General features: G+C 65.5%; 7 protein-coding genes. 2 read left to right on the forward strand and 5 right to left on the reverse strand.

What is annotated here, in order from left to right:
• Nucleotides 1–147 precede the first annotated feature (147 nt).
• A complete protein-coding gene (locus HTV45_RS33045; protein WP_215209582.1) occupies nt 148–1,524 on the forward strand; it encodes an IS1380 family transposase in 1,377 nt (458 codons plus the stop codon).
• Between the two features lie 155 nt (nt 1,525–1,679).
• On the opposite strand, the gene HTV45_RS33050 is transcribed toward HTV45_RS33045, so the two are convergent.
• From HTV45_RS33050 to HTV45_RS33060, 3 genes are all read right to left on the reverse strand, one after another.
• Nucleotides 1,680–2,621: a hypothetical protein gene (locus tag HTV45_RS33050; RefSeq protein WP_215209583.1), complete on the reverse strand. Its 942-nt coding sequence runs from the start codon at nt 2,619–2,621 to the stop codon at nt 1,680–1,682.
• 64 nt (nt 2,622–2,685) lie between these two features.
• The gene (locus tag HTV45_RS33055) at nt 2,686–2,985 is read right to left on the reverse strand and encodes a hypothetical protein (RefSeq protein WP_215209584.1); all 300 of its coding nucleotides are present in this window, start codon (nt 2,983–2,985) and stop codon (nt 2,686–2,688) included.
• Nucleotides 2,982–3,290, reverse strand: a complete 309-nt coding sequence (locus tag HTV45_RS33060) for a hypothetical protein (RefSeq protein WP_215209585.1) — start codon at nt 3,288–3,290, stop codon at nt 2,982–2,984. The genes HTV45_RS33055 and HTV45_RS33060 overlap by 4 nt, the downstream gene beginning before the upstream one ends.
• A gap of 474 nt (nt 3,291–3,764) precedes the next feature.
• Between HTV45_RS33060 and HTV45_RS33065 the strand changes: the two genes are divergently transcribed.
• Nucleotides 3,765–5,807 (forward strand): ATP-binding protein, encoded by a 2,043-nt coding sequence (locus HTV45_RS33065; RefSeq protein ID WP_215209586.1) that lies wholly within the window; start codon nt 3,765–3,767, stop codon nt 5,805–5,807.
• A gap of 166 nt (nt 5,808–5,973) precedes the next feature.
• Here the strand turns inward: HTV45_RS33065 and HTV45_RS33070 are convergent, their stop codons facing one another.
• Together HTV45_RS33070 and HTV45_RS33075 are read right to left on the reverse strand one after the other, a co-directional pair.
• Nucleotides 5,974–7,350, reverse strand: coding sequence for an IS1380 family transposase (locus HTV45_RS33070; RefSeq protein ID WP_215209587.1), 1,377 nt, complete (start codon nt 7,348–7,350; stop codon nt 5,974–5,976).
• Between the two features lie 182 nt (nt 7,351–7,532).
• On the reverse strand, nt 7,533–8,518 hold a 986-nt coding region (locus tag HTV45_RS33075), incomplete at its 5' end, for a group II intron maturase-specific domain-containing protein (RefSeq protein ID WP_215209588.1).

Genomic DNA, 8,518 nt, shown 5'->3' on the forward strand with positions numbered 1-8,518 from the left:
AGGGGGCGGGGACGCAGCAATGCGCCCCCGCTACCCGACCGTGGCGGGGCGTCCGGTGGGTGATCAGAAACGCGAAGAGTGCTCCTGACCTGCAACGATGGGACTTGTCTAGGGTCCAGGTCGTCGCATGAAAGAAGCACTCTCCAGGTGAAGAAGCGTATCGGGTCCTACCCGCGTGTCCGTACCGAATCCGGTGGTCGCGGGGTGGTCTCCCAGGCCGGCGGGGTGCTGCTGGTGGAGACGGTCCGCAAGACCGGCCTGGATCAGGCGGTATCAGCGGCCTTGGCGCCGTGGCGCAAGCCGCGGGCGGTGCATGATCCGGGCAAGGTCCTGCTGGATGTCGCGCTCGCGGTAGCGCTCGGCGGCGACTGTCTGGCAGACGTGGGCATGCTGCGGGCCGAGCCGGCGGTGTTCGGGCCTGTGGCCTCCGATCCGACGGTGTCCCGGCTGGTCGACACGCTGGCAGCGGGCGGGAAGCGTGCGCTGACCGCACTGCGGCAGGCCCGAGCGCAAGTCCGCGAACATGTATGGGGGTTGGCCGGTGACGCGGCGCCGGACGCGGCCGGGCAGGTGGTCGTGGACCTGGACGGAGTGCTCGTCCTCGCGCATTCCGAGAAGCAGGATGCGGCCGCGACCTGGAAGAAGACCTTCGGACACCATCCGCTGATGGGGTTCGTCGACCACGGCCGGGGCGGGTCCGGAGAACCGGTGGCCGGGCTGCTGCGGCCCGGGAACGCGGGCAGCAACACCGCCGCCGACCACATCGAAACCGCCCGACTCGCCCTGAAGCAGCTGCCGAAGAAGTACCGACGGGGACGGCGGACGCTGATCCGCACCGACTCGGGCGGCGGCACCCACGAGTTCGTCGACTGGCTTTCCGCCCGCGGCCGGTGGCTGTCCTACTCAGTCGGCATGACCATCACCGACGCCATCCACCAGGCAGTCCTGAAGGTCCCGGCATCGGCCTGGACACCGGCCGTCGAGCCCGGCAGCGAGATCCGCGACGGCACCTGGGTGGCCGAACTCGACGGCGACTGCCTCAAAGGCTGGCCCAAGGGGATGCGGCTGATCGCGCGGAAGGAACGGCCCCACCCCGGCGCCCAGCTGCGCTTCACCGACGCCGACGGCATGCGCCTGACGTGCTTCGCCACCAACACCAAGAACACTCCGATCGCCGCGCTGGAGCTGCGGCACCGCCAGCGGGCCCGCGCCGAGGACCGGATCCGCGCCGCCCGCGCCACCGGCCTGCGCAACCTCCCGCTCCACGACGCCGCACAGAACCAGATCTGGCTGGAGATCATCCAGATCGCCCTGGACCTCCTGGCCTGGATGCCGATGCTCGCCCTCACCGGCCAAGCCCGCCGGTGGGAGCCCCGCCGCCTGCGACTTCGCCTGTTCTCCGCAGCCGCTCAGCTCGTCGATACCGGACGCCGCCGCATCCTCCGCTTCACCAGGCACTGGCCCTGGACCGACGTGATCACCGACGCCCTGCAACAGCTCACGGCTCTGCCGAACCCCGGCTGAACAGCAACTTCCCGTCCCTACGAGCAGCACCACACCCGACCGGAGCGTGGAACCCGGCGCCCACCCGACGCGACAGCCGGGCCACGAGCCTGCACACCGGCAGGAATCTCCACCCCGAACGAGCCGAAAGGGTCCGTCAGCAAGCTGACGGACCCTCACGAAAGATCGAGGTTAGACCCTTCCTCATACAGCGTGTGGGCACAGTTGAAGCAGATGGCCATATTTGCAGTCTTTTGGGCGGCAGTGCTAGCGCCAATTACCAAGGTGTCTGCTGCCTTGCAGTTTGGGCAAGGCTGCACAGTTTCGTTGTCCTCGCCGAGCAGGCTCCACACGTATTGAAGAGCTGCCATCTCACCCTTATACGTGGCCAAACAGAAACGGCACTTGATTGCTTTCCAGCTTGCGTCATTGTTAACTACCAACGCCCACTGGCGGCATTCGGGACACTGCACTGTATGGGCTGCACAGGGCGCCAACTCGGTCGATATATCATTCATGCGCTTCTCGACGTACTTCTGAATCCTTCCCAGCTTCATACGCAGCTCGTCCATGGTTTGGTCGACCTGCTCCAGTTCGCGCCGAGTTTTTACGACACCAGGCCGCTGGAGGCCCTTCTCTACGGCGACCAACGGGGAGTCAGTAGGGGCGTACGCCACCAACTTGGCGAACTCGTCCATCAGCATCGGTCTAAGGTGTTCGGTAATGAATTGTAGCAAAAAGCTGAGAACTCGCGCTGATCGAGCCTCGACTTGGAATGCGTTCGCTGTGTGACCGTAGTGTGTGAGCGCGTTTCGGTCATCTGACAGCACCTTGATTGCGGCGCGGTCGGATGGAGAGATTTCTACCTGTGCGATATTGCGCAACCTATCCAAGGTCGCCTCGATGGTGCAGCTCTCAAATTTTCCTTTCTTGAAGTCTTCGAGAGTTGCCCCGCCGGGGTTCTTGAAGACAAGACTCCAGTGTTCGCCGACCAGCCTTGCCTTGAGTAGAACCTCTGTCGCTGCTTGTAGGTGGAGTACAGCGTATTTCAGGTCACTATCGCTCGGAGGGTCGGCGCGTTCGGTCAATTCATCGACTGCCCTCGAGAGGTAGTCCATGCCATTGCGCACTGGGGTGAAGTTGAGGTCTGGGCGAGGGTTCGGCCGGGCGACCGAAGATTCCTTAGCCACGGGCTTCGTCCATAGCGACCTCAGTGAGAATCGCGTCGACGTGGTCCAGCACGATGCCGCCGGTCTCGCCCTCAACCAGGACAACCGGTGCGCCGTGCCCGAGCGTCCAGGCGACGGACCGCGTGACCGTGTTCAGCCTCCGGAACGGGTCGCTCCCCCAGGACGCCAGCAGTGAGCCAGCGGCGGCGCGCTCCTGGTACGCGACCGCCAGCGGGTCCTCCGGTCGCACGCTGGGGTACGCCATCACGCGCGTGCCTACCGGGTAGCGGGCGTTCAACTGCTCTGCGTTCATCGGTCTGACTTCACCTCATCGCTGAATGCCTGGTTGATCTGGTAGAGAGCGGCTTCCAGGCCAGGCAGGAGTCGGCGGGCGCCGCTCTCGTTCGGTTTGGTGAAGTTCTCGATCTGGTAGTTGAGCGCCCACGCCTGCAGGAAGGAGTCGTCTTTGTCGGCCTGCTCGTCGGCGGCTTGGTAGAGGCCGATGACAGCAGCGAGCGCATCGCATAGCCGGGGCGGCAGGCTTCCGCTCTCGCGGGCCAGGACGATCTCGTCCTCCAGGCCCTCGATCATGCGGGCGGTGAATTGGTTCTCAGACACTGAGCGGGTTCCCCTTCGACGGCAGCGGGATGACGCTCTGACAGATTACCGACAACAATCACAATTGTTGTCGGTTACTGGTTAGTAGTAGCGATCTCCCCCGCTGACGACGCCGACTGAGCCTTGCGGCTTGTCACGCGCGACCGGCGGTGGCGGGCTGCTCCGGGGCCGGCGAGGTCACCCCTGCAACCGCAAAGGGATCCTGACTTGCCGTGCGGTGTGGGTGTTACGGGCGATATCGTGACGCTCATTCCGATGGGTTATCGCTGGTGGCTTGCCGACCAGGGCAGGCCCTGCGAGCTGGCGGGACATCAAGCCAGGCATAGCAGCTTCAGCCGGGGCTGTGGGCGGCGGACTGCGGGTTCTGCGGCGGGCCGTGGCGAGCAGGTCACTTCGTCGGTACTTCGGCCGCCCAGCACCCTTTGCTCCGGGCCCGCCGATAAGGTGGGCGGCCTGGGAGCGAGGAGGAAGACGATGGCGCTGACTACGTCGCTGGCCGGCCGGGTCCGGAACACGAGTCTGCCGAAAAGCCATGCCCTTCTGCCGCTCCTAGAGGCCGTGGTCAACGCCATCCAGGCGATCGACGCCCGGTTTGGCGACGACATGGAGCCCGGTCGTTTGAGCATCAGGATCCGGCGCAGTCAGCAGGAAGCACTCGGCTTCAGCCACGTCGGCCCAGGGCGCGCGGCGTTGAAGCCCATCGTCGGCTTCAGTGTCGAGGACAACGGAGTGGGCTTCACTCCGGAGAACATGACATCGTTCGAGACGCTGGACAGCGACCACAAGGCCGACATGGGCTGCCGCGGTGTGGGGCGCCTGCTCTGGCTCAAGGCGTTCGACAGGGTCACGGTTCGCAGCGCCTACGAGGACGAAGCCGGATGCCTCAAGGGGCGGCAGTTCCGCTTCTCCGTCCAGGGAGAGGTTGAGCCGGACGGGGAAGCGGACACTCCAGCCGAGGTCGGCACGACCGTGAGCCTCGACGGGTTCAAAAAGCCCTTTCAGCAGAGCGCGCTGAAGACCGTCGAGGCCATTGCCCGTGAGGTATTCGAGCACTGCATCTGGTACTTCCTGCGTCCCGGCGGCGCGCCCGACATCACGGTGGCAGACGATGACGGGGCGGTCTCGCTCAATAGCCTCATGCACGACTTCGTGTACTCCGATATGCAAAGGACATCGATCGAGGTCAAGGGGGAGAGGTTTGAGATGGTGAGCCTCCGCCTGAAGTCCTCGCCGAGGAATATCGCGCCACCGCTGTACTGGTGTGCTGCGAACCGTGTGGTGGTGGAGGAAAACCTCACCAGCAGGGTGCCAGGGCTCTACGGAAGGCTCAAAGACGCGGAGTCCTCCCCGTTTACGTACGTCTGCTACCTGTCCTCCGACTTCCTGGACAGCCACGTCCGCGCCGACCGTACGGCCTTCGACATCAGCGAACGTGTGCCGGGCACCCCACTTATCGAAGATGTGTCGATGGACGACATCCGGGAGAGCGTGCTCAAGGAAGTCGAAAGCATCCTCGCCGGGCCGCTCAGCGCAGCACGCGAGGAGGGCAAGGCCCGGGTCCACGAGTTCGTCAGCAACCGTGCTCCGAGATACCGGCCCGTCCTGTCGCGACTCGAGCAGCTCGGCGTATCCGTGGATCCGTCCATGAAGGACCAAGACCTCGAACTACTGCTGCACAGCAACCTCCAGAAGCTCGAAGCGTTCGCGCTGGCCGAAGGCCACGCCGTCCTGGGCGAAGCAGGCTCCGCCCAACCGGAGGGCTACGACGAACGGCTCGCCCGGTACTTGAACGCAGTGACCGACATCAACCAGTCTGACCTGGCCGCCTACGTCTCGCGCCGACGAACGATCCTCGACGTACTCGCCAGGCAGATCAGGTCCGACGACCAGGGTAGGTATAGCAAGGAGGACGCGATCCACTCCCTGCTCATGCCGATGCGGACCGACTCGAACGAGATCAGCACCGATGCCTCCAACCTCTGGATCATCGACGAGAGGCTCGCGTTCCACGACTACCTCGCCTCTGACAAGACGCTCAAGAGCATGCCGATCACGGGTTCCAATTCGACGAGGGAGCCCGACCTGCTCGCGACTCGGCTCGTCGGCTCGCCGGTGCTGGCCGCGGAAGGGGGAACGCTCCCGCTGCCGTCCATCGTCGTGATCGAGGTCAAACGGCCGATGCGCAATGACGCCTCGGAAGACAAGGACCCGATCCAGCAGTGCCTGGAGTACGTGAAGCGTGTGCGCGCCGGCGGAGTGAAGACCGCGCTGGGGCGGCCGATCCCCCCGACGCGTGAGGCACCTGCCTTCTGCTATGTCCTCGCGGACCTCACGAAGACGATGGTGGACAGATGCGAATACGCGGGCCTGCGGCCCACCCATGACGGCATGGGCTATTTCGGTTTCAATGAGCCGTGCAAGGCATACATCGAAGTAGTGAGCTTCGACCGTCTCGTCAACGCCGCCACCGAACGCAACCGGGCGTTCTTCGACAAACTCGGACTCCCCTCCAGCTGACTAACCTCGAAGTTTCGTGAAGGTCCGCCGACGGAGTCGGTGGACCGTTTTCGTGCTGTGGGCTGAGGCGGGGCAGGCCGAGGGCCCGAGTGTCGTCTCGGGGTGGCGCCGGGTTCCACTGCTCCGGATGAGTGTGATGCTGTCGTTGGGTTGGGGAAGCAGCTGGTCAGCCGGGGTTCGGCAGGAGTGCGAGCCGTTCGAGTGCGGTGGTGATGTGGCGGGTCCAGGGCCAGTGCCGGGCCAGGCGGAGGATTCGCCGGCGGCCGGTGGTCACGAGCAGTCCGGCCGCGGAGAACAGCCGGAGCCGCAGGCGGCGGGGCTCCCAGAGACGGGCCTTGCCGGTCAGCGCGAGCATCGGCATCCAGGCGAGCAGGTCGAGAGCGATCTGCACGATCTCCAGCCAGATCCGGTTCTGGGCGGTGCGCTTCAAGGGCAGGTTCCGCAGGCCGGTGGCCCGGGCGGCCCGGATGCGGTCCTCGGCCCTCGCCCGCCGGCGGTGACGCAGCTCGAGGTCAGCGATCGGCCGGTCGGTGGTGTTGGTGGCGAAGCAGGTCAGCCGCATGCCGTCCGCGTCCGTGAGCCTCAACTGGGCCCCAGGATGGGGCCGTTCCTTGCGGACGATCAGCCGCATGCCCTTGGGCCAGCCGTCCAGGACGTCGCCGGTGAGTTCGGCGACCCAGGCCCCGCCCCGGACCTCGCCGTCCGCCTCGACGGCCGGCGCCCAGGCGGAGGCGGGGATCTTCAGGACGTGCTGGTGGACCTGCTCGGTGATCACCATGCCGACCGAGTAGGACAGCCACCGTCCCCGTCGGGCCAGCCAGGCCACGAAGTCGTGGGTGCCGCCCGCGGAATCGGTGCGGACCAGGGTCCGCCGGCCGCGCCGGAACCGGGCCGGCAGCTGGGCCAGGGCGAGTTGGGCGGTGATGACGTGGTCGGCGGCGGTGTTCGATCCTGCGTTGCCCGGCCTGAGCAGGGCCGCGACGGGCTCTCCGGTGCCGCCGGGGCCGTGGTCGGCGAACGCCATGAGCGGGTGATGGCCGTAGGTCCGCTTCCAGGTGGGTGCGGCGTCCTCCTTGTCGGAGTGCGCGATCACCAGCACTCCGTCGAGGTCGACGGTCACCGTCCCGCCCGAGTCGGGCGCCGCCTGGCCGGCCAACTGCCAGACCCGCTGGCGTGCTTGGGCCCGCGCGGAACGGATGGCCTGCAGGGCCTTCTCGCCGGAGGCGGCAAGAGTGTCGATGAGGCGGGAGACCGTCGGGTCGGAGGCGACCGGCCCGAACACGGCCGGCTCGGCCCGCAGCATGCCCACGTCCGCGAGACAGTCCCCGTCCGAGGCGACCGCCAACGCGACGTCCAGTAGAACCTTTCCGGGATCATGGACGGCCCGCGGCTTCCGCCACGGCGACAGCGCCACAGATATCGCCCGGTCAAGGCCGCTCTTGCCGACCGTCTCCACCAGCAGGACCGCCCCGGCCTGCGAGACCACCTGGCGGCCGTCCCCCTGGACACGGACACACGGGTACGACGCGGTAGGCTCTCTCACCTGGAAAGTGCTCTTTTCCTCGCAGCCAACAGGACCCTCAGCAAGTCCTATCGTTGCAGGTCAAGAGCGCTTTCTGCGTTTCTGATCAACCACTGGACAGGCCATCTCGGTCGGGTAGCGGGGACGCATTGCTGCGTCCCCGCCCCCTCAGAACCGTGCTTGCGCCTTCCAGCGCACACGGCTCAAGCGGGCCTATGGCCGCTCAGTTCGGTGCCATTCTTCCGGTCACCGGCGTGCAACTGCCGGTGGCACAGTGTGTGTACGACTTCCAGATTGTCGAGGTGGTCGCTTCCACCCCGGCTGAGGTATTGCAGGTGGTGCACGTGAATTCCCCGGTATGAGGCCGTGAACCAGCGAGCCCAGTCGTTGACGTCATCGGGGTCGTACCCCGCGCCCTCGACCAGGTCCTGCCCGCATCTGGGGCACAGTCCCTTCTGTCGGGCTGCCAGCAGGAGAATCCGTTTAGATTCCACTCCCGGCATCCGCTTTCGGGCTCGTTTTCTCCAGTAGCTGTCCAGGTCCGCGTCGTCACGGGAGAAGTCTCCCTTGACCATCACGTGCCGGACGATTCCGGTCCAGGCGAACTTGGGCAAGTATCCGGCTTCAGAGCCGAATACCCACCTGTCCTCTCGACTTTTGTCGAACTTCCCCCAATACCGCTCCCGGAGCCAGCGAGGCGTCTTCCGTCGATTGCAGTAGATCGCCCACCTCCTCAAGGCGTGGTGCGTGAAGTCGTCCAGCTTCCTGAAGGTTTCCTTCGAAACAACGTGCCGATAGTAGATGGACCATCCTCGGACAAGGGGGCCGAGGGCACCAGCCAGGCGTTCGGCGGGTGCGCCCCGGTGCTGTCGGATGATGGCCTTCATCTTCTTCTTGACCCGTTGTACTGCGTCCTTGCTCGGCTTGATGATCAGCTTCCGGTCGTAGCGCCTGACGTTGAATCCAAGGAAGTCAAATCCATCAGCGAGATGGACGACACGCGTCTTCTCCTCGTTGAAGGAAAGTCCTCTCGGCTGGAGCCAGGCAGCCAATTTCGTTTGCAGATCACGTGCCTCCGACTCCGAGGTACACAGCACCACGAAGTCATCGGCGTACAGAACAAGAGCGGGGGGAACATGCCTTGTTCCTCTGGCGGGAACATTTGCGTTAATCGCGCCCCCCATCCCGT

This window comes from Streptomyces sp. CHD11 (genome assembly GCF_018638295.1).
Classification (GTDB): domain Bacteria; phylum Actinomycetota; class Actinomycetes; order Streptomycetales; family Streptomycetaceae; genus Streptomyces.